The sequence below is a fragment of the Enterobacter sp. Li2LvB3 genome (assembly GCF_056156645.1).
Genome location: NZ_JBSICG010000057.1, coordinates 1 through 1,898, shown reverse-complemented (window position 1 = coordinate 1,898; position 1,898 = coordinate 1). Strand labels below are relative to the sequence as shown.

Genomic DNA, 1,898 nt, shown 5'->3' with positions numbered 1-1,898 from the left:
CCAGTTCGCCGCTGGTGAAGTGCCACTTCCCGTCCGCATCTTTGATTGCGGCCACCGCCAGGCCGCCATCGATGCCCACCATTACGGAGGCCGCATCGTTGTCGGTGGTAATGGCAAAGACCGGAGTGGTGTCGTTCGTCTGGCTGTCACCCTGCACGCCGGTGTCGTCGGTAAGGGTAATCACCGGCGCGGCCGTCACGGTATCAATCGTCATATCCAGCGCGGCGGAGCGCTGGATATTGCCCGCATCGTCGGTCACCTGGACAGTCACGGTGTAGTTCCCGTCCGCCAGCGCCGGGGCGGTGAACTGCCATTTGCCGTCCACCAGCTGCGCGCTGTGGGCCGTGCCGTTAATCAGCACCTGCACGTCCGTCACGTCGGCATCGATATTGCCCAGCGTAAAGACCGGCGTACTGTCGTTGGTGATGTTATCCGTACTGCTGCTGCCGCTGTCGCTGGCGTCGACCATGTCCAGCGTCGGGATAGACAGGGTGGTATCGACCGTAAAGGTCAGGGAAGCATTTGAGGTGTTGCCCGCCAGATCGGTGACCACCACGCTGATGCTGTGGTCGCCGTCGGCCAGTGCGCCGCTGGTAAAGTGCCACTTGCCGTCCGCGTCTTTGGTCGCGGCCACCGCCGCCCCGCCGTCAATGCTGACCATCACGCTCACCGCGTCGGTGTCGGTGGTAATGGCGAAGCCCGGCGTCGTGTCGTTCGTCTGGCTGTCACCCTGCACGCCGGTGTCGTCAGAAAGGGTAATGACCGGGGCAGCCGTTACGGTATCAATCGTCACATCCAGCGCGGCGGAGCGCTGAATATTGCCCGCGTCATCGATCACCTGAACGGTCACCGTGTAGTCCCCGTCCGCCAGCGCCGGGGCGGTGAACTGCCATTTTCCGTCCACAAACTGTGCGCTGTGGGCCGTGCCGTTAATCAGCACCTGCACGTCGGTCACGTCGGCATCGATATTGCCCAGCGTAAAGACCGGGGTGCTGTCGTTAGTAATATTGTCCGTACTGCTGCTGCCGCTGTCGCTGGCGTCGACCATGTCCAGCGTCGGGATAGACAGGGTGGTATCGACCGTAAAGGTCAGCGAAGCATTTGAGGTGTTGCCCGCCAGATCCGTCACCGTCACGCTGATGCTGTGGTCCCCGTCGGCCAGTTCGCCGCTGGTGATATGCCACTGTCCGTCCGCGTCTTTGGTCGCGGCCACCGCCGCCCCGCCGTCAATGCTGACCATCACGCTCACCGCGTCGGTGTCGGTGGCAATGGCAAAGCCCGGCGTCGTGTCGTTCGTCTGGCTGTCACCCTGCACGCCGGTGTCATCACTTAATGTGATCACCGGCGCGGCGGTCACCGTATCCACCGTCACATGCAGTTCTGCAGAGGTCTGCGCGTTGCCCGCATCGTCGGTCACCTGCACGGTCACGGTGTAGTCCCCGTCCGCCAGCGCCGGGGCGGTGAACTGCCATCTGCCGTCCACAAACTGTGCGCTGTAGGCCGTGCCGTTAATCAGCACCTGCACGTCCGTCACGTCGGCATCGATATTGCCCAGCGTAAAGACCGGGGTGCTGTCGTTGGTGACGTTGTCGGTATTGCTGCTGCCGCTGTCGGACGCATCCGCCAGATCGATCGTCGGAACGGACAGGGTGGTGTCCACCGTAAAGGTCAGGGAAGCGCTGGAGGTGTTGCCCGCCAGATCGGTGACCGTCACGCTGATGCTGTGGTCGCCGTCGGCCAGTTCGCTGCTGGTGAAGTGCCACTTGCCGTCCGCGTCTTTGGTCGCGGCCACCGCCGCCCCGCCGTCAATGCTGACCATCACGCTCACCGCATCGTTGTCGGTGGTAATGGCAAAGACCGGCGTCGTGTCGTTCGTCTGGCTGTCACCCTGCACTCCG

At 63.2% G+C, this 1,898-nt stretch carries 1 protein-coding gene; it reads right to left on the bottom strand.

Annotated features, from left to right (window positions below; genetic code table 11):
• Nucleotides 1-1,898 (bottom strand): Ig-like domain-containing protein (locus tag ACS603_RS23360; protein WP_474945013.1); only part of this gene is annotated, 1,898 nt, incomplete at both ends.